The organism is Streptomyces sp. NBC_01116 (assembly GCF_041435495.1).
GTDB lineage: Bacteria > Actinomycetota > Actinomycetes > Streptomycetales > Streptomycetaceae > Streptomyces.
Genome location: NZ_CP108644.1, coordinates 6,315,952 through 6,333,929, shown reverse-complemented (window position 1 = coordinate 6,333,929; position 17,978 = coordinate 6,315,952). Strand labels below are relative to the sequence as shown.

Sequence of the window (17,978 nt, the reverse complement as noted above, 5' to 3'; positions counted from 1 at the left end):
CGACGGACCCTCACTCGTGAAACGTGCAGGTGGGACAGGGTGCGGGGATGCCGAAGCGGTCAGCCGGAGCCGACGAACAGCACCAGCAGCAGCCAGACGACCGGCGCGGTCGGCAGGAGCGAGTCCAGCCGGTCCATGATGCCGCCGTGGCCGGGGAGCAGGGTGCCCATGTCCTTGATCCCGAGGTCCCGCTTGATCATGGACTCGCCCAGATCCCCGAGGGTGGCGCTGGCCGCGACCGCGAGGCCGAGCAGCAGGCCCTGCCACCAGGCGCCGCCGTCGATCAGGAACTCCATGCACAGGGCGCCAGCGACCATCGCGAAGGCGACCGCTCCGAACAGGCCCTCGCGGGTCTTGCCGGGGCTGATGCGCGGGGCGAGCTTGTGCGTGCCGAAGCGCCAGCCGACCGCGTACGCCCCGGTGTCGCTGACCACCGTGAGGATCAGGAAGGTCAGGACCCGCCACGATCCGTCGTCCGCCGTCAGCATCAGGGCGACGAAGGTGGCCAGGAACGGTACGTAGAACGCCGCGAAGACCCCGGCGGTGACGTCCTTGAGATAGCCGTCCGGCGGCTCGGTCATCCGCCAGACGAGCACCGCGAGGGCGGTCAGCGCCATCGCGATCCAGGCGCCCTCGGGCCCGCGCGCGTAACCCGCGACGACCATCGCCGCTCCGCCGACGGCCAGCGGCACCAGGGGCGCCTCGATGCCCTTGCGCTCCTGGAGGCGCGAGGTCAGCTCCCAGAGGCCGACGACGACCGCGGCCACTATCACGCCGATGAAAGCGGCCTTCACGATGAACAGCGAGACGCCGATGACGGCGCCGAGACCCACGGCCACCCCTATGGCGGCGCGCAGATCACGCCCCGCGTGCTTCTTCTGCGGCGGGGGCGGCAGCGGGGTGGACATGGGCTCCTGCGGCTTCTCGTCACGGAACAGGGGGCCGCTGACGTGAGCGGCATCCCTGTCCCGGTCCTCGCGGCTCTGTGCGTCTCTACCTGCGTCGGGAACGTCCGGCACGTTGGGCATGGGCCGAGTCTGCTGGGCGCCATGCACATCGTGGGCCGGACCCGCCGGGGCCGCCCTCATCTCGGGCGTGCCCCAGTAACCGGCTCCTTGCGGGGCACCCCAGGAAGAGTCGTTCATCAGACTTCGAGCAGCTCGGCTTCCTTGTGCTTGAGCAGCTCGTCGACCTGCGCGACGTACTTCGCGGTGGTGTCGTCGAGCTCCTTCTCCGCGCGACGCACCTCGTCCTCGCCGGACTCCTTGTCCTTGACGAGCTTGTCGAGGGTCTCCTTGGCCTTGCGGCGGATGGAGCGGATCGAGATCTTGGAGTCCTCGGCCTTGGTCTTGGCGACCTTGATGTACTCCTTGCGGCGGTCCTGGGTGAGCTCGGGGAACGTCACCCGGATGATATTGCCGTCGTTGCTCGGGTTGACGCCGAGGTCGGAGTCGCGGATCGCCTGCTCGATGTTGCGCAGCGCGGTCTTGTCGAACGGCGTCACGACGGCCATCCGCGCCTCGGGAACCGAGAACGAGGCCAGCTGGTTGATCGGGGTCAGCGCGCCGTAGTAGTCGGCGACGATCTTGTTGAACATCGCCGGGTGCGCGCGGCCGGTACGGATCGCGGCGAAGTCCTCTTTCGCGACGACAACGGCCTTCTCCATCTTCTCCTCGGCCTCGAGGAGGATTTCTTCGATCACCACGTGCTCCTGCGTGTCTTGGGTGGGCCCGGCGTCGTCATCGCCTGGCCCTGCGGGTCCTGCGTCGCGTCCTCACCTGCACGGTGTCCGACCGGCAGGCCGTTGTCCATCCTGGGGGGCCGTCAGGCCCGGGTGCTCTCGTCGCTCACGAGCGTGCCGATCTTCTCACCCTTGACCGCGCGAGCGATATTGCCCTCGGTCGTCAGCTCGAAGACGAGGATCGGGAGCTGGTTGTCACGGCAGAGCGTGATGGCGGTGGCGTCCGCGATCTTCAGATTGCGGGCGATCACCTCGCCGTACTCCAGCGCGTCGAACTTCACCGCGTCGGGGTTGGTCTTCGGGTCGGAGTCGTAGACCCCGTCCACGCCGTTCTTCCCCATGAGCAGCGCCTCGGCGTCGATCTCCAGGGCGCGCTGCGCGGCGGTGGTGTCGGTGGAGAAGTACGGCATGCCCATACCGGCGCCGAAGATCACCACGCGCCCCTTCTCCAGGTGCCGCACGGCGCGGAGCGGGATGTACGGCTCGGCGACCTGGCCCATGGTGATGGCGGTCTGGACGCGCGAGTCGATGCCCTCCTTCTCCAGGAAGTCCTGGAGCGCCAGGCAGTTCATGACGGTGCCGAGCATGCCCATGTAGTCGGACCGGGCCCGGTCCATGCCGCGCTGCTGGAGCTCGGCGCCGCGGAAGAAGTTGCCTCCTCCGATGACGACCGCGATCTGGGCTCCGTCGCGTACGACGGCGGCGATCTCGCGGGCGATGGTGTGCACGACGTCGGGGTCGACGCCGAGACCGCCGCCGCCGGCGAATGCCTCACCGGAGAGCTTCAGCATGAAGCGCCCGGAACCCTTGTCGTCGTCGCGCTGGTCGTCGGCCTGAATGGCGTCCGCGCCCTTGTCCATGGAAATTCTCCTCGTGCACATACGAAGAAGGCCATTGCCGGTGGGTCTGGTGTCCCTACAGCGGCAATGGCCTCCTCGTCAGATCTGCGGTCGTCCGGCGTGGGTGCGGCCGTCGACTGCACCAGACCCTATCGGGTCCGGCGCTGTTCGCCCGGACGGACTCAGATGCCGACCTTGATGCGCGAGAAGCGCTTCAGGGTGACACCGGCCTCGTCCAGGACCTTCTGGACCGACTTCTTGGCGTCCAGCGCGTACGGCTGGCCCAGGAGGGTGGCCTCCTTGAAGAAGCCGTTGACCCGACCCTCGACGATCTTCGGGAGCGCGGCCTCGGGCTTGCCCTCGGCGCGCGTGGTCTCCTCGGCGACGCGGCGCTCGGCCTCGACGACCTCGGCCGGGACGTCCTCGCGGGACAGGTACTTCGGGGCGAACGCGGCGATGTGCTGCGCGATGCCCTTGGCCAGCTCGGCGTCGGCCTTGTCCAGCTCGACCAGAACACCGATCTGCGGGGGCAGGTCGGGCATGGTGCGGTGCATGTACACACCGACGTAGGCGCCGGTGAACTGCGCGAAGCGGTCCAGCACGATCTTCTCGCCGAGGTTGGCGTTGGCCTCGTCGACGAACGCCTGGACGGTCTTGCCGGCCTCGATCTCGGAGGCGAGGAGCGCCTCGATGCCGGCCGGGGAGGTCGCGGCGACGTGAGCGGCGAGGGTGTTGGCGACGGCCTGGAACTTCTCGCCCTTGGCGACGAAGTCCGTCTCGCACTTCAGCTCGAGGAGGACGCCGGACGTCTGGTCCTCGGAGATGAGGGAGACGACGGCACCGTTCTCGGCAGAGCGGCCCTCGCGCTTGGCGACGCCCTTCTGACCCTTGATACGGAGCGCCTCGACGGCCTTGTCGACGTTGCCGTCGGCCTCGTCGAGCGCCTTCTTGCAGTCCATCATGCCGGCGCCGGTGAGCTCGCGGAGCTTCTTGACGTCAGCGGCGGTGTAGTTCGCCATGAGTCTGTATGTCTCTCTCGAAGTCTGAAAGATCTACGGGTGAACGGCGGGGGCGACGCTTGTGGCGTCGGCCCCCGCCGTCAGCAGCCGTGACGGGTGTCAGGCCTGCTCGGCGTCCGCGTCGGCGGCCGGAGCCTCGACAGCGGCCTCGGCCTCGGCGACGGCCTCGGCCGGCTTCTCGGCGTCGGCGACCTTCTCGGTCTCGGCGGAGGACTGGACCTCGGCGGCAGCCGCGGTCTCGTCCTTCTTGTCGTCCTCGAGCAGGTCGCGCTCCCACTCGGCGAGGGGCTCGCCGGCGGCCTTCTCGCCCGGCTTCGAGTCACCGGTGGCGGCACCGGAGCGGGCGATGAGGCCCTCGGCGACGGCGTCGGCGATCACGCGGGTGAGCAGGGTGACGGAGCGGATCGCGTCGTCGTTGCCCGGAATCTTGTAGTCGACCTCGTCGGGGTCGCAGTTGGTGTCGAGGATCGCGACGACCGGGATGTGGAGCTTGCGCGCCTCACCGACGGCGATGTGCTCCTTCTTGGTGTCGACGATCCAGACGGCGCTGGGCACCTTCTGCATCTCGCGGATACCACCGAGGGTCTTCTCCAGCTTGGCCTTCTCGCGCGAGAGGACCAGGAGCTCCTTCTTGGTGAGGCCGGAGGCGGCCACGTCCTCGAAGTCGATGAGCTCAAGCTCCTTCAGACGCTGAAGGCGCTTGTAGACGGTGGAGAAGTTGGTGAGCATGCCACCGAGCCAACGCTGGTTGACGTACGGCATGCCGACGCGCGTCGCCTGCTCGGCGATGGCCTCCTGGGCCTGCTTCTTCGTACCCACGAACATGATGGAGCCGCCGTGGGCGACGGTCTCCTTGACGAACTCGTAGGCGCGGTCGATGTACGACAGCGACTGGAGCAGGTCGATGATGTAGATGCCGTTGCGCTCGGTGAAGATGAAGCGCTTCATCTTCGGGTTCCAGCGACGGGTCTGGTGACCGAAGTGGACGCCGCTTTCCAGCAGCTCCCGCATCGTGACGACGGCCATGGCCGTACTCCTTGAGGTGCTCGGTTATCGCGACCGCAGGTTTGCGCTCGCGCCTGACGCCCCGACGCGCCGTGCCACGAGGGACCGAGGAGCGCGGCCACCTCCGAGAAGAGGGAGGTGGCGGGGCGTGCGAAGTCGACCCGGTGACCCGGATCGCCGTAAGAAGTGTACGGGACCGGTCGGGTGCCTGGTGACGGCGATGTCCACGACCGGGTGACGGCGGCACCCCGGCCGGTGGCGATGAGGTCCCCGGCCGGGTGGCCGCGTTATCCACAACCAGCGGGTGGTCCACAGAAACGGTCCGCGATCCCCGGAATCCCGGACTCCGGGCCATCGTGGCGGCATGCGCCATCAGCCCGGCCGACGCCGCTCCCCCGCCCGCCGCACCCCGTTCCTGCTGCTCCTGGTTCTCCTGCTGTACGTGCTGCTCCCGGCCGCGCGCCCGGCCCCGGGCGGACCGGCTGTGCCCGCCGCCGCTGTGGCGTCCTCGCCGGGAGCGGGTGCCGCCACAGACGGCAGCACGGACGGCGGTGCCCGGAGCTGGCCGCTGACGGGGAGGCCCCCGGTGTTACGGGGATGGGAGCCGCCCGCCGGTCCGTACGGGCCCGGACATCGCGGCGTGGACCTCGCGGCGCGGCCGGGCGCCCGGGTACTGGCGGCGGCCGACGGCCGGGTGTCGTTCGCGGGGCGGGTGGCGGGGCGCGGGGTGGTCGCCGTCGAGGTGGCCGGCAGCGGCTCGCCGCCGCTGCGCACCACCTACGAACCGGTGCGGGTGCTGGTCGAGGAGGACGCGAGCGCCCGGGCCGGGCAGCCGGTGGGGGTGCTGGAGGAAGGGCCGTTCCACTGCGCGGGGGGCTGTCTGCACTGGGGGCTGCGACGCGGGGACGCCTATCTGGACCCGCTCTCCCTGCTGCCGCCCTCACTGCTGCGGAGAGGCCCCTCGCGGCTGCTGCCGGTGTTCGGGGTGCCGGAGCCGGACGCCGTCCGGGTCAGCCGCTCACACCGCGCAGGACCATCGCGACGACGGTGTCCGCGATGACGCCCGGCTCCTCCGCGACGCCGAGTTCGATCCGGCGCACGGCGGCGTCGACCGAACCCTGCATGAGCATGGCGGCCAGCCTCGGCTCTGTGTGGCCGAGGTCGCCGAGCGCTTCGACGATCATGGCGATCAGCCCGCCGTGCGCGGCCCTGATCTTCTCCCGGGCGCCCGCGTCCAGCTCGCTCGCGGAGATCGCGACGACCGCGCGGTGGCGGCGGTCCCCGACGAGGTCGAGCTGTCGGCGCACATACGCCTCGATCTTCGCCTCGGGCGTCTCGGCGCCCTGCATGGCGTTCTCGACCTCGGCCGCCCAGACGGGGAAGTCGACGGCGCACAGCTCCTCGACGACGGCGGCACGGGAGCGGAAGTACTCGTACACGGAGGACCGGGCAAGGCCCGTGCGCTCGGCGAGCGCGGGGAAGGTCAGCGCCTCCGTACCGCCCTCGGACAGCAGGGAGCGCGCGGCGTCCAGGAGGGCGCCGCGCTGCATGGTCCGGTGCTCGGCCACGGAGGCCGCTCGAATCCTGGGCACGCCTCCACTCTACGGCGGCAGGCGTACGGGGGAAGGGCACGGCCGCCGATCGGACGGCCGGGAGTGCGGCAAAGGGGACGTCAGCGGCCCGCGTCGGCCAGCTTCGCCCGGAGCTGGAGCACGGACTTGGTGTGGATCTGACTGACCCGGCTCTCGGTCACCCCGAGGACGTTGCCGATCTCCGCGAGGGTGAGCCCCTCGTAGTAGTAGAGGGTCACGACGGTCTTCTCGCGGTCGGGCAGGGTGTTGATGGCCCGCGCGAGCAGTCTTCTCAGCTCCCGGTCCTCGGCGACCTCCACCGGATTGTCGGCGGCGGTGTCCTCCAGGGTGTCCATCAGGCTCAGCCGGTCGCCGCCCTCGCCGCCGACGTGCAGCAACTCCTCCAGAGCGACCACGTTCGCCAGCGACAACTGGCTGAAAACCGCGTGCAGTTCCTCCAGCGCGATGCCCATCTCCGAGGCGACCTCGGCCTCCGACGGTGTACGCCGGAACTGCGCCTCCAGCGTGGCGTACGCGCGCTCCACGTTCCGCGCCTTCTGCCGGACGGACCGCGGGATCCAGTCCAGGGCCCGGAGTTCGTCGATCATCGCACCGCGGATCCTGGTGATCGCGTACGTCTCGAACTTGATGGCCCGTTCGATGTCGAACTTCTCGATGGCGTCGATCAGTCCGAAGACGCCGGAGGAGACGAAGTCGGCCTGCTCGACGTTGGACGGCAGCCCCACGCTCACCCGGCCCGCGACGTACTTCACGAGCGGCGAGTAGTGCAGGATCAGCTGCTCCCGCAGCCGCTCGTCGCCCGTGGTCTTGTAGGAACGCCACAACTCGTCGAGGGAGGAGGGGGCGGGAGGGCGCACAGTGCCACGCGCAACCGGTGGTACTGCCGCGCGGTCAGACCCGGAGGTGTGCTGGGGCATGTGGTGCCTTGAGCCGTTCTGCCGTGAAGTGCTGGGGGACGTGTGTCTGGGGCGGAATCCTTGTGAGCGTAGCGTGACTATGACGTCGCGGTCCGCGCAGGACGGGAGATCCCTGCCGCCTGATCGCGTGCCGCCGCTCACGCCGTACACGCCCGCCGGGAGCCGGGGCCGACGCCGTGGGCGCGGGCCCCGAACAGGTCACCGATCGATCGTGCGAGGTCATCGGCCTTACCTTTTCACCCGAATGCTCCAGGTCAAGTACCGCCTCGCCGCGCGTCGTCGTTGCGTGCCGACGAATGCGTCAACCGCCAGCTGTCGCCTTCCCGTTCGACGAACCCCAGTGAGTGCAGTTCGTACAGTCGACCGAGCGTCTCATCGGCGGACGTCCCCGCGGTGCGGGCGAGGTCACGGGGGTGGGCGACGCCGTGGTAAGGAAGCGCGTCGAGGACCCGCGCGGCGACCGCGTCCAGGTGGTCCCGGGGCAGCACCGGACCGCGGCGGACCGGCGGGAGGTCGCCGATGTCCCCGACCAGCTCGACGACTTCGTCCGCGTCGGTGACGAGCACGCCCTCGCCGCGCAACAGCTCGTGGACCCCTGCCGACAGGCCGCTGGTGGCGGGGCCGGGGACTCCCATCGCGAAGCGGCCGAGCCGTTGCGCCTGGCGGGCGGTGACCAGCGAACCGCTGCGGTATTCGGCCTCGACCACGACCGTCCCCCTGGTCAGGGCGGCGATGACGCGGTTGCGCAGGATGAATCGGCTGCGGGTGGGATGGGAGGACGGGGGCAACTCGGCCACGATGAGCCCTTGTTGTGCCATCCGCCCGAGCAACTCGGCGTGCCCGCGCGGGTAGGGGACGTCGACACCGCAGGCCAGCACCGCCGTCGTCGCGCCGCCCGCCGCCAACGCGCCGCGGTGGGCGGCCCCGTCCACCCCGAACGCCGCGCCCGACACCACCACCCAGCCCCGCTCGGCGAGCCCGGAGCCGAGGGCAGCCGCCATGTGCGCCCCGTACGGTGTGCAGGCCCGCGCGCCGACCACCGCGACCGAGCGCAGGGACCAGAGCCGCAGATCGGGCCGCCCCCGCACCCAGAGCCCGACCGGCCGCGCGTCGCCCAGGTCGTCCAGCTGACTCGGCCACTCCCGGTCCCCCGGACAGACGAAGCGCCCGCCCGCCCCGGCGACCGCGGCCAGGTCCCGCGCCGGCTCCACGGCGGCGGCACGCAGCCGGTAGCCCCCGAGCCGTGCGGCGGTCATCCCGGGCAGCTTCTCGGCGGATCCGTCCTCGACGGTGAGCCGCCGCAGCAGTTCTACGGCACCGGTCCGCCGGAGCCAGCGCCCGGCGCGCTCGTCCCCCGGCTCCAGCACCCGGGTCAGCGCGGCCCTGGCCAGCCGCTCCGCGGACCTGTCCCGGCTCGGGTCCGGGCCCGCCTCCTGGCCGACGTCGCGGTCCCAGCCGTCGCCGTGATCGACGTCGCGGTCCCGGTCCTCGCCGTGATCGACGTCGCGGTCCCGGTCCTCGCCGTGATCGACGTCGCGGTCCCGGCCTTCGTCGCGGCCGGGGACGCGGCCCGCTCCCTGCCGCCGCTCCCCCGTCAGCCCGGTCACCGCTGCCCCGTCCCCATCGGCACCCCGCGCTGGATGCCCGTCCGCAGCTCCAGGGCGACCGCCACGTCGGAGGCGTCCGGGCGGTCGGCGCCCCGTAGGTCCGCCACGGTCCACGCCACCCGCAGCACCCGGTCCAGTCCTCTGGCCGTGAGGTTCCCCCGCTCCAGGTCCCGCTCCGCGGCCGCCAGCGCTCCCGGGGCCACGAGCAGCCGGGTCCGCAGTTCGTGGCCCGGCACCTCGCTGTTCGTGGTCCACGGGGTGCCGGCCAGCCGCTCGGCCGCTCGCGCCCTGGCCTCCCGCACCCGTGCGGCGACGGTCGCCGTCGACTCACCGCGGCCGCCCTGCCCCAGGAGGCCCGCACGGTCGACCGGCTCCACCTCGACCCGCAGGTCCACCCGGTCGAGGAGAGGCCCGGACAGGCGCGCCTGATAGCGGCGGACGACCGAGGGCGGGCACTCGCAGCCCGCCCCGGTGAGGGTGTGCCGGCCGCAGGGGCACGGATTGGCGGCCAGCACCATCAGGAAGCGGGCCGGCAGCCGCACCACCCCGGCGGCCCGCGCGACCACCACATGGCCCGACTCCAGCGGCTGCCGCAGCGCGTCGAGGGCCTTGCCCGAGAACTCGGGGGCCTCGTCCAGGAAGAGCACCCCGCGGTGGGCCAGGGAGACCGCCCCGGGCCTCGGCATCCCGTTGCCGCCGCCGACCAGGGACTGCATGGTCGCCGAGTGGTGCGGGGCGCAGTAGGGCGCCCGGGCGACGAGCGGTTCACCCGGGGGGAGGATGCCCGCCACGGAGTGGACCGCCGTCACTTCGAGGGATTCCTGCCGGGTCAACGGCGGCAGGATCGACGACAGCCGCTCGGCCAGCATGGTCTTGCCGGCGCCCGGCGGGCCCGAGAACAGCAGGTGGTGTCCCCCGGCAGCGGCCACCTCCAGGGCCTGGCGCGGGCGCGGCTGCCCGGCGACGTCCGCCAGGTCCGGCCGGTGCCCGTCGCCCCGCCCGGCGGCCGGGGCGAGCCCCGTACCGAGGCCCGTGCCGGGGATCATCAGCCCGGCCAGCATGGCGTCCGGGCGTCCCTGGCCCTCGACCGGTTCCTCGGGCACCGGCTCGTCGCACAGGACGGCGATGAGCTGGCGCAGACTCCGGACGCCGAGGACCGACACCCCCGGCACCAGGGCCGCCTCCCCGGCCGTCTGTTCGGGGACGACCACCTGTTCGTACCCCGCTTCGGCCGCCGCGAGGACCGCGGGCAGCACGCCCCGTACCGGACGCACCCGGCCGTCCAGACCCAGCTCGCCGATCATCACCATGTCGGCGATCGTGGCCGGGTCGATCCGCTCCGCCGCGCCGAGGACCGCACACGCCACGGCGAGGTCGAACCCCGAACCGCTCTTCGGCACGGAGGCCGGGGAGAGCCCGACCGTGAGCTTCTTCTGCGGCCACTCGGCACCGGAGTTGACCACGGCGGCCCGCACCCGGTCCCGGCTCTCGATCAGGCTCTTGTCCGGCAGTCCGACCAGGGTGAAGGCCGCCACGCCCGGCTCCAGGTCCGCCTGGACCTCCACCACCACGCCCTCGACGCCGACCAGCGCCACGGAACACGCTCGCGCGAAGCCCATCAGGACACCCCCCGGGCGTGCTCCGTGACCGGGGCTCCGCGCCGGGGCACGATCACCCCGATCAGGTCAATGCGGACCCCTCCGGGCGGTGGCCCGCCGTGCCGGTCGAGCCAGATCTCGGCGAGCCGTCGCAGCCGGTCCGCCTTGGCCGGGCCGACCGCCGCCATGGGGTGCTCGAACCCCGGCGACCTGCGCGTCTTCACCTCGCAGAAGACCAGGGCGTCGCCGTCCCTGGCCACGATGTCGATCTCTCCGGCGCGACAGCGCCAGTTGCGCTCGACCACCGTCATCCCGGCTTCGGCCAGCAGTCGCGCCGCCAGGTCCTCGCCGTACCGCCCGAGTGCCCCCCGTGCGTTCATATCGGCACCACCTCCGGCACCGACTGTGCCCCGGCCCGCCCCAGGATGTGGATCTTGGTGGACAACTCCGCGGATGTGGAAAACCCGGCCACCCACACGGGTGACCGGGTCGTTCCTGCGACGCGCGTATCGGGGCCCGGCACCGGGCGGCGCGGGGTCAGCCTCCCGGAAGTTCCAGATCGCTCTTGTTGAGCTCTTCGATGTTGACGTCCTTGAAGGTCAGCACGCGGACCTGCTTGACGAACCTCGCGGGCCGGTACATGTCCCAGACCCAGGCGTCCGCCATGGACACCTCGAAGAAGACCTCACCCTGGACGGAGTGCACCTGCATCTCGTAGTCGTTGGTGAGGTAGAAGCGCCGTTCGGTCTCGATCACATATTTGAACAGACCGACGACATCGCGGTACTCCCGGTAGAGCTTCAGCTCCATCTCGGTCTCGTACTTCTCGAGGTCCTCGGCGCTCATGGCATGTTTCCCCTTCAGCCGTGCGTGCCCCCATTGTGCGTCAGCCTCCGGCGCCCCTGGACGATTAGACGATTTCGGGGGCCAGAACCAGCGGATCGCGCGGGGGACCCTCGTCGAGAAGCCTGCGGAGCAGCTCGGCGAGTCTGGTCGGGTACACCGTCTCACGCGTCGCGAGCAGTTCGGCGGAAGTCCACCACCTCAGACCGGCGACACTGCGCAGTTCCAGGTCGGTGAGGCCCTGCGGGGCCGTCGCGGTCTGCGTCGTACGGGCCAGGTAGTACCACTCGTCCTGGTCCCAGCGCCGACCGTCGAACGGGAAGGAGCAGATCCGGGTCCAGAGCAGCGGGCCGAGCTCGATGTCGGTGATCCCGGTCTCCTCGGCGAGCTCGCGGCGTGCCGCCTGCTCCCGGGTCTCCTCGCCCTCCAGGCCGCCGCCCGGGGTGAACCACCAGGTGTCGGCCGGGTCGTCCGGCTCATGGCCGTGCAGCAGCAGGACGCGGTCGTCGGGGTCCAGGAGGACCACCCGGGCGACCCTGCGGGCCCCGGAGGTCACCGGCCCCCTCCGGCGGGCGTCCTCCGGCGGGCGAGCCGCGCCGCCACGGGCCCGTACACCGCGCCGCCGAGGATCAGTGCGACTCCCACCAGGATCGCGCCGAGCTGGAGCGACAGCGGCCCGGCGGCGGACACCCCGCCGGGCAGCGCGGCGAACGAGGAGGGCCGGTCGATCATGCCGTCCATCGGCCAGGCCACCGCGTCCACCCGGGCCTGCACGGCGCTCAGCGGCACGGAGCCCCCGTCGGCGTCCTGGAGGTGGACCCGGGAGTCCAGGGAGGTGGCCCGTTCGTCGCCGAGCAGGAATATCCGGCCGTCGGGCACGGTGGCGGAGAAGTCCTGGGGCGAGGCCGGCGCCTTCGTGCCCGGTCCCCGGCCGAGGTAGGGCTCGTCGACGGGGGTTCCGTCGACGGTGAGCCGTCCCTCCCGGTCGCAGCAGGCCACCTTGTCGCCGCCGACCCCGACGACGCGCTTCACCATCGGTGTGGCGCCCCACAGCTGGTCGGTGAAGACCACCACGTCACCGCGCCGGACGTCGGCGCCGTCTATCCGCTCGGCGAGCACCCGGTCACCGGGCCGCACCGTGGGGGCCATCGAGTCGGTGGGAACCGTGTAGGGCTGGTAGACCACCGCCGCCCAGACGAAACCGCCGAGGAAGAGCACACAGCCGACGGCCACGGCCAGGCCCGACACCATGGCGCCGAACCGGCCGCGGCCGTCTTCCTCGCGTCCTGTACCGCTCATCCCAGCGCTCCCCCGTCGGAGATCGACAATCGCTGATCCGAGTCGGCACCCTACCCGGCGGTACGCCCGGCGGTCAGCCTCCGGCGGCGCCACAACACGAGGGGCACCGCTCCGGCTACGCCCAGTGCCGCCGGCGCCATCGCGGCGGCCGCGTTCAGACCGGGCTGGTCGAAGGTGTCCGGGACCGGGAGGGTCGACCAGCGGCCCAGCGGCCAGGCGACGACGACGGCACGGCCGACGACCTCGTCCGTGGAGACCGTGCCCTGTCCCGGGAGCTCCTGGTGGTAGCGCGAGTCCAGGGAGTTCTGCCGGTGGTCGCCCATGACGAAGATCCGGCCGTCGGGGACCTTGATCGGGCCGAAGGGCTTGTCGTTGCACGGGGTGTTCCCGGGGAAGATGAACGACTTCTCGTCCAGGCTCTTCCCGTTGACCGTGACCGGGCCGTTCTCCTTGCACTCCACGGTGTCGCCGCCGACCGCGATGACCCGCTTGATCAGGTCCTTCTCCTCGGAGGAGGGCATCAGACCGATGAAGCTCAGGAACTTCTGCACCGCGTTGGGCTCCGGGGTCACGGTGTCCTCCAGCCAGCCGCCCGGGTCGTGGAAGACCACGACCTCGCCGCGCTCAGGCTCCGAGCCGAACCACGGGGTCAGCTTGTCGACCAGCACCCGGTCGCCCCGCTGCAGAGTGTTCTGCATGGAGTCCGAGGGGATCGAGAACGCCTGGACCAGGAACGTCTTGATCAGCAGCGCCAGAACCAGCGCGATACCGACCAGCAGCGGCAGCTCGAGCCAGAAGGAACGTTGCCTCCTGGCCGGCCTGCCGCCGTCGCCGTCGCCGCCCGGGGTGTCGCCCTCACCCTCCGGCGGGACCGCCGCCCCGCCCGCGGGAGACTCGTCGCGCTCCGGCCGGTCCTCGGGTTCGTCGTGTCCGGATCGTGCGCCGACCGCCAAATCCCCCACATCCACTCCTCAATACGTGCCACTGCCCGCGCCCGATCCGGTGCAGGCCCACCACTCCCATAACGAGCGGGAGTTCCGCAGGGGTCGGGAGCCGGACCATTCCATAGGGATCCGGAGGTGCCACACTATTCGACGGGGCCGAAGCCGCCGCCTCCGATGCGCGCGCGTCCGGGACCGCGCTGAACGCGTCGCGTTGTTCCAGGGTGCTCCAGTGGCCGAACGGCCAGGCGATCACGACGGCCCGCCCCACCACCTCCTCCTCGGAGACCGTGCCCCGGTCCGGTTCGTCGAGGTGGAAGCGCGAGTCGGCGGAGTCGGACCGGTGGTCCCCCATCATGAACAGCCGGCCCTCGGGAACCCTCACCTCGAACGAGATGGTCGAGGGCCGGTCGTCGGGGTGGAGGTACGTCTCGGCCAGCGGTACGCCGTTGACGGTGACCCGGCCGTCCTCGCCGCAGCACTTCACGGTGTCGCCGCCGACCGCGACGACGCGCTTGATCAGGTCCTGCTCGTCGTCGGACGGCAGCAGTCCGATGAAGGTCAGCAGGTCGGTGACCTGCTTGACGCCGATCGGCGGGTCCCCCTTCTCCCCGGGGCTCTCCTGCTGGAGCCAGCCGCCGGGGTCCTTGAACACCACGACGTCGCCGCGCTGCGGCTTCGACCCGAACCACGGGGTCAGCTTGTCCACGAGGACGCGGTCGCCGATCCGGATGGTCTGTTCCATCGACCCGGAGGGGATCACGAACGCCTGCACCAGGAACGTCTTCAGGACGAGCGCGATCAGCAGCGCCACGACCACGAGGACCGGTACCTCCCTCACCGCGGACCCGCGACGCCGGCGCCGGACCTTCCTGGCGAGCCGGCGGCGTTCCGCCCGGGTGGGCAGCGAGCGCGGCCCGGTGGGCGAGGACGCGTCGGAATCGGGTGCGCCGCGCGGACGCCCGCGGTTACCCATGCGCCGCGCCGGGCGCCCGTACGCCGTCGAAGGCGCCGGTCCCCGCCAGCGAACCCGTCCGGGCGGGCGGCCAGCCCAGCCAGTCCACCCGTCCGGTCACCCGCTCGACGGGGACCATCCCGCCCCCGGGCGAGCCGAGGTGGTCCCGGGAGTCGCTGGAGCGGCTGCGGTGGTCGCCCATCATCCACAGGGTGCCCGCGGGCACCACGATGTCGAAGGGCACCCGGGAGGCGGTGTCACCGGGGTACAGATACGGCTCGTCCACCGTCACGTCGTTGACCGCGAGCCGTCCCCGCGCGTCGCAGCAGACGACGCGGTCGCCGCCCACGCCCACCACCCGCTTCACGAAGTCGGTGTCGGCGGGCTCCGCGAACCCCAGGGAGGACGCCGCCCCGCGCACCAGCCCGGTCAGCGGGTTCGCGTCGAGGTCCTCCCGCACGAACGAGCCGGTGCCGTCGAAGACCACCACGTCGCCGCGCCGGGGCTCGGCGCCGGAACGGTAGGCCAGTTTGTTGACGAGAACCCGGTCACCGACCTTCAGCGTGGGCTCCATCGAGCGGCTGGGGATCAGGAAGGGCTGGACCACGTAGGAGCTGAACAGCAGCAGGACGACGGTGGCCAGGACTGCCCCGACGAGGACCCGCCGCCAGGGCAGGACGGCAGCGACCCGGGTCCTCGTACGCGAAAAGCGCGACCTCTCCCCGGACCCCGCGTCGGGTTCCGGGGAGCGGTCGCGCTCCGAGTGCTGTGCTTGCGTGTCCATCGCGGGCGAAGCTTATCCGGCCACCCTGTGGACGGGTCACCCCCAGGGGGACGACCTGGCGACAGCTCAGTTGTCGCGCTTCTCCTTGATCTTCGCGGCCTTGCCGCGCAGCTCACGGAGGAAGTACAGCTTGGCGCGACGGACGTCACCGCGGGTGACGAGCTCGATCTTCTCGAAGATCGGGCTGTGCACCGGGAAGGTGCGCTCGACGCCGACGCTGAAGGAGACCTTGCGGACCGTGAAGGTCTCGCTGACGCCCGAGCCCTGGCGGCGGATGACAACGCCCTTGAACTGCTGGATACGGGAGCGGTTGCCCTCGATCACGCGCACGTGGACGTTGACGGTGTCACCGGGGCGGAACGCCGGGACGTCCGAACGGAGGGTGGCGGCGTTGACGCCATCGAGCAGGGAAGCCATGGTTTCTGCTTTCTTCGCCGATGCCACAGGTCATCGACGGGATGTCGTTGAAGAGTTCGGAGTGCTGATCGCGTCGGGCGGGCGTCTTTCCCCCTGTGGCAGGGGCGCACACCGGACGTACAGCAGCGGCCTATTCTTCCACGGCGGTGGGCCTGCGCCAAAATCGGCCGCCGGGCTCCGGTGCGAAGCCGAGGATGGAGAGGATCTCGCGGTCCTTCTTGTCGAAGGCGCTCGCCTCGCACCGCTCGATGAGGTCGGGCCGGTTGAGTGCCGTGCGGGCGAAGGCCTGGTCCCGCCGCCAACGGGCGATCCTGCCGTGGTGGCCGCTGAGCAGGACGTCCGGGATGGAGCGGCCGCGCCACTCGGGCGGCTTGGTGAAGACGGGGCCCTCCAGGAGGTTGGCCATCGCTCCGGGTGCGAAGGAGTCGTCCCGGTGGGACTCGGCGTTGCCGAGGACGCCGGGCAGCAGCCGGGCCACGGCCTCCGTGATCACCAGGACAGCCGCTTCCCCGCCGGCCAGCACGTAGTCCCCGATGGAGACCTCGACGACCCGCAGCCGGGTGGCGTACTCGTCGATCACCCGGCGGTCGATGCCCTCGTACCGGGCGGGCGTGAAGACGAGCCAGGGCTCGGCGGAGAGTTCGACGGCCAGTTCCTGGGTGAACGGCCGGCCGCTGGGCGTGGGCACGACGAGCACCGGGGAGTGTGCTCCGGCCTCGTAGCCGTCGGCCAGGGCCTCGTCGAGCGCCTCGCCCCAGGGCTCGGTCTTCATGACCATGCCGGGGCCGCCGCCGTAGGGGGTGTCGTCGACCGTGTTGTGCCGGTCGTACGTCCACTCCCGCAGGTCGTGGACGTGGACGTCCAGCACGCCGCGGGCGCGGGCCTTGCCGACGAGGGAGACGTTCAGCGGCTCCAGGTACTCCGGGAAGATCGTGACGACGTCGAGCCGCATCAGGCGTCGCCCTTCGGGGCCTCGTCCGCGTCCCCGGGAGCCTCTTCCTCTTCGTCGCGCGAGGAGGCGACCACGGCCTCGCTCTCGTCGATCAGGCCGGGCGGCGGGGTGATGACCGCGCGCTGCTCCTCCAGGTCGATCTCGGTGACGATCTCCTCCACGAAGGGGATCATCACCTCGCTGCCGTCGGGGCGCTCCACGATGAACAGGTCCTGCGAGGGAAGGTGGGAGATCTCGGTGATCCGGCCGATTTCGGTGCCGTCGGCGAGCACCACGTCGAGGTCGATCAGCTGGTGGTCGTAGAACTCGTCCTCGTCCTCGGGCAGCTCCTCCGGGTCCACCTCGGCGATCAGCAGGGTGTTGCGCAGCGCCTCGGCTCCGGTGCGGTCGCGCACCCCTTCGAAGCGCAGCAGGAGCCTGCCGCTGTGGACCCGGCCCGTCTCGATCGTCAGCGGACCCGTCGCCGCCGGTTCGGTGGCCAGGACGGCGCCGGGTCCGAGCCGCAGCTCCGGCTCGTCCGTTCGTACCTCGACGGTGACCTCGCCCTTGATGCCGTGGGCGCGGCCGATCCGCGCGACTACCAACTGCACGCTGTTCTCCGATTGGTGGGGTGGGGACGTCGACCTGTCGGAAACGTCCGGGTGGCCGACGACAAAGGCCGGGGACGGCCCGAAGGCCCTCCCCGGCCCTGGCCGGTGTTCAACTCGCTGTATCAGCGAACCTGGTCCACATCGACGAGGTCGACGCGGATCCCACGGCCGCCGATGGCACCCACGACCGTGCGCAGAGCGCGAGCGGTGCGGCCGTTACGGCCGATCACCTTGCCGAGGTCGTCGGGGTGGACCCGGACCTCCAGCACGCGCCCACGACGCAGGGTGCGCTCGGCAACCTGCACGTCGTCGGGGTTGTCGACGATGCCCTTCACGAGGTGCTCGAGAGCCTCCTCGAGCATGCTCAGGCCTCGGTCGACTCGGTGGACGCGGGGGCGTCAGCCGCCTCGTCCGCCTTCTTGTCGGCCTTCTTGGCCTTGGGGGTGATGGCCTCACCCTTGGCCTCGTCACCGTCCGAGGACAGCGCCTCGAACAGCGCGCGCTTGTCAGCCTTGGGCTCCGGCTGCAGCAGCGGCGCGGGGGCCGGGAGGCCCTTGTGGGCCTGCCAGTCACCGGTGAGCTTCAGGATCGCGAGAACCGGCTCGGTCGGCTGGGCGCCGACGGACAGCCAGTACTGCGCGCGCTCTGCGTTGACCTCGATGCGCGAGGGGTTCTGCACCGGGTGGTACAGGCCGATCTCCTCGATGGCCCGGCCATCACGGCGGGTACGGGAGTCGGCGACGACGATGCGGTAGTGAGGCGAACGGATCTTGCCCAGACGCTTCAGCTTGATCTTGACTGCCACGGAAGTGGTGTCTCCTGGTCTCAGACGTGGTTGGGCACAACTAGATGCCACGTGGGGTTGCGGTACTCGGAGTG

General features: G+C 71.2%; 22 protein-coding genes. 1 reads left to right on the top strand and 21 read right to left on the bottom strand.

The window, feature by feature from the left end; all coding sequences use genetic code 11:
• Positions 1-59 precede the first annotated feature (59 nt).
• From OG245_RS28065 to rpsB, 5 genes are all read right to left on the bottom strand, one after another.
• On the bottom strand, positions 60-1,145 hold the full coding sequence (locus OG245_RS28065) for a phosphatidate cytidylyltransferase (RefSeq protein ID WP_371626174.1): 1,086 nt from the start codon (positions 1,143-1,145) through the stop codon (positions 60-62).
• The gene (gene frr / locus OG245_RS28060) at positions 1,145-1,702 is read right to left on the bottom strand and encodes a ribosome recycling factor (RefSeq protein WP_018960718.1); all 558 of its coding nucleotides are present in this window, start codon (positions 1,700-1,702) and stop codon (positions 1,145-1,147) included. Before frr ends, OG245_RS28065 begins: the two co-directional genes overlap by 1 nt.
• 122 nt (positions 1,703-1,824) lie before the next feature.
• The gene (gene pyrH, locus OG245_RS28055) at positions 1,825-2,601 is read right to left on the bottom strand and encodes a UMP kinase (RefSeq protein WP_371626173.1); all 777 of its coding nucleotides are present in this window, start codon (positions 2,599-2,601) and stop codon (positions 1,825-1,827) included.
• A gap of 161 nt (positions 2,602-2,762) precedes the next feature.
• Positions 2,763-3,599 carry a translation elongation factor Ts gene (tsf, locus tag OG245_RS28050; protein WP_371626172.1) on the bottom strand — a complete coding sequence of 279 codons (837 nt, stop codon included), beginning with the start codon at positions 3,597-3,599 and terminating at the stop codon, positions 2,763-2,765.
• A 99-nt stretch (positions 3,600-3,698) separates the two neighbouring features.
• The gene (rpsB, locus tag OG245_RS28045) at positions 3,699-4,625 is read right to left on the bottom strand and encodes a 30S ribosomal protein S2 (RefSeq protein ID WP_371626171.1); all 927 of its coding nucleotides are present in this window, start codon (positions 4,623-4,625) and stop codon (positions 3,699-3,701) included.
• A 343-nt stretch (positions 4,626-4,968) separates the two neighbouring features.
• On the opposite strand from rpsB, the gene OG245_RS28040 reads away from it, so the two are divergent.
• The gene (locus OG245_RS28040) at positions 4,969-5,664 is read left to right on the top strand and encodes a murein hydrolase activator EnvC (RefSeq protein WP_371626170.1); all 696 of its coding nucleotides are present in this window, start codon (positions 4,969-4,971) and stop codon (positions 5,662-5,664) included.
• On the opposite strand, the gene OG245_RS28035 is transcribed toward OG245_RS28040, so the two are convergent.
• From OG245_RS28035 to rpsP, 16 genes are all read right to left on the bottom strand, one after another.
• Complete coding sequence (locus OG245_RS28035; protein ID WP_371628011.1) at positions 5,615-6,172, bottom strand: TetR/AcrR family transcriptional regulator; 558 nt, start codon at positions 6,170-6,172, stop codon at positions 5,615-5,617. The two genes, OG245_RS28040 and OG245_RS28035, sit on opposite strands and share 50 nt — an antisense overlap.
• Positions 6,173-6,276: 104 nt before the next feature.
• On the bottom strand, positions 6,277-7,113 hold the full coding sequence (gene whiG, locus OG245_RS28030) for an RNA polymerase sigma factor WhiG (RefSeq protein WP_003965944.1): 837 nt from the start codon (positions 7,111-7,113) through the stop codon (positions 6,277-6,279).
• A gap of 254 nt (positions 7,114-7,367) precedes the next feature.
• Positions 7,368-8,480: a DNA-processing protein DprA gene (gene dprA, locus OG245_RS28025; RefSeq protein WP_371628010.1), complete on the bottom strand. Its 1,113-nt coding sequence runs from the start codon at positions 8,478-8,480 to the stop codon at positions 7,368-7,370.
• A 236-nt stretch (positions 8,481-8,716) separates the two neighbouring features.
• On the bottom strand, positions 8,717-10,339 hold the full coding sequence (locus tag OG245_RS28020; RefSeq protein ID WP_371626169.1) for a YifB family Mg chelatase-like AAA ATPase: 1,623 nt from the start codon (positions 10,337-10,339) through the stop codon (positions 8,717-8,719).
• The gene (locus OG245_RS28015) at positions 10,339-10,698 is read right to left on the bottom strand and encodes a YraN family protein (RefSeq protein WP_371626168.1); all 360 of its coding nucleotides are present in this window, start codon (positions 10,696-10,698) and stop codon (positions 10,339-10,341) included. Before OG245_RS28015 ends, OG245_RS28020 begins: the two co-directional genes overlap by 1 nt.
• A gap of 157 nt (positions 10,699-10,855) precedes the next feature.
• A complete protein-coding gene (locus OG245_RS28010; RefSeq protein ID WP_003965949.1) occupies positions 10,856-11,164 on the bottom strand; it encodes a DUF2469 domain-containing protein in 309 nt (102 codons plus the stop codon).
• Positions 11,165-11,228: 64 nt separating this feature from the next.
• Positions 11,229-11,717: an NUDIX hydrolase gene (locus OG245_RS28005; protein WP_371626167.1), complete on the bottom strand. Its 489-nt coding sequence runs from the start codon at positions 11,715-11,717 to the stop codon at positions 11,229-11,231.
• A complete protein-coding gene (gene lepB / locus OG245_RS28000; RefSeq protein ID WP_371626166.1) occupies positions 11,714-12,460 on the bottom strand; it encodes a signal peptidase I in 747 nt (248 codons plus the stop codon). The genes OG245_RS28005 and lepB (OG245_RS28000) overlap by 4 nt, the downstream gene beginning before the upstream one ends.
• A gap of 50 nt (positions 12,461-12,510) precedes the next feature.
• Positions 12,511-13,413, bottom strand: a complete 903-nt coding sequence (gene lepB / locus OG245_RS27995) for a signal peptidase I (RefSeq protein WP_371628009.1) — start codon at positions 13,411-13,413, stop codon at positions 12,511-12,513.
• Positions 13,316-14,377 carry a signal peptidase I gene (gene lepB, locus OG245_RS27990; protein WP_371626165.1) on the bottom strand — a complete coding sequence of 354 codons (1,062 nt, stop codon included), beginning with the start codon at positions 14,375-14,377 and terminating at the stop codon, positions 13,316-13,318. The genes lepB (OG245_RS27995) and lepB (OG245_RS27990) overlap by 98 nt, the downstream gene beginning before the upstream one ends.
• Positions 14,370-15,140: a signal peptidase I gene (gene lepB, locus OG245_RS27985; protein ID WP_371626164.1), complete on the bottom strand. Its 771-nt coding sequence runs from the start codon at positions 15,138-15,140 to the stop codon at positions 14,370-14,372. Before lepB (OG245_RS27985) ends, lepB (OG245_RS27990) begins: the two co-directional genes overlap by 8 nt.
• Before the next feature lie 66 nt (positions 15,141-15,206).
• A complete protein-coding gene (gene rplS, locus OG245_RS27980) occupies positions 15,207-15,557 on the bottom strand; it encodes a 50S ribosomal protein L19 (protein ID WP_003965955.1) in 351 nt (116 codons plus the stop codon).
• A 130-nt stretch (positions 15,558-15,687) separates the two neighbouring features.
• Positions 15,688-16,509: a tRNA (guanosine(37)-N1)-methyltransferase TrmD gene (trmD, locus tag OG245_RS27975; RefSeq protein ID WP_371626163.1), complete on the bottom strand. Its 822-nt coding sequence runs from the start codon at positions 16,507-16,509 to the stop codon at positions 15,688-15,690.
• Positions 16,509-17,099, bottom strand: coding sequence for a ribosome maturation factor RimM (rimM, locus tag OG245_RS27970; RefSeq protein ID WP_371626162.1), 591 nt, complete (start codon positions 17,097-17,099; stop codon positions 16,509-16,511). Before rimM ends, trmD begins: the two co-directional genes overlap by 1 nt.
• A gap of 122 nt (positions 17,100-17,221) precedes the next feature.
• On the bottom strand, positions 17,222-17,461 hold the full coding sequence (locus OG245_RS27965; RefSeq protein WP_003965959.1) for an RNA-binding protein: 240 nt from the start codon (positions 17,459-17,461) through the stop codon (positions 17,222-17,224).
• 2 nt (positions 17,462-17,463) lie between these two features.
• On the bottom strand, positions 17,464-17,904 hold the full coding sequence (gene rpsP / locus OG245_RS27960) for a 30S ribosomal protein S16 (RefSeq protein WP_371626161.1): 441 nt from the start codon (positions 17,902-17,904) through the stop codon (positions 17,464-17,466).
• Positions 17,905-17,978 lie beyond the last annotated feature (74 nt).